At 58.0% G+C, this 529-nt stretch carries 1 protein-coding gene; it reads left to right on the top strand.

The window, feature by feature from the left end:
• Positions 1 to 529: tRNA 5-methoxyuridine(34)/uridine 5-oxyacetic acid(34) synthase CmoB (cmoB, locus tag Q4563_RS15760; RefSeq protein WP_303605138.1), on the top strand; the 529-nt coding region annotated here is incomplete at both ends.

Here is a 529-nt window from a genome sequence, read left to right as displayed (position 1 = left end):
CACCTCACCTGTCGGATCTGACCGGGCGTACGGTTCTGGATGTTGGCTGCGGCTCGGGCTATCACCTCTGGCGCATGCTGGGTGCCGGTGCGTTCCGGGTGCTGGGAGTGGATCCTTCGCGGCTGTTTCTGATGCAGTTCCAGGCCATCAAGCGCTATGTCGCCGCAGCACAGGGCGTGGCTCCCCGCGCAGACCTGTTGCCGTTCAAAATGGAAGATGTCCCTGCTAACCTGAAAGCCTTTGATACTGTGTTTTCGATGGGGGTGTTGTATCACCGCAAATCGCCGATTGAACATCTGGAAGAGCTGCGCGGGGCATTAAAACCCGGTGGTGAGCTGGTGCTGGAAACGCTGGTGATTGATGGTGTTCAGGGGGAAGTGCTGATGCCGGAAGATCGCTACGCCATGATGCGGAATGTCTGGTTTATTCCAACGGTTGAGACCTTGTTGTTGTGGTGTCGGCGTACGGGTTTCCGTAATGCTCGCGTGGTGGATCTGAACCGGACCTCGCTGGATGAGCAGCGCACGAC

It is taken from the genome of Gilvimarinus sp. 1_MG-2023, from assembly GCF_030548285.1.
This window is presented reverse-complemented; position numbering and strand designations above follow the sequence as displayed.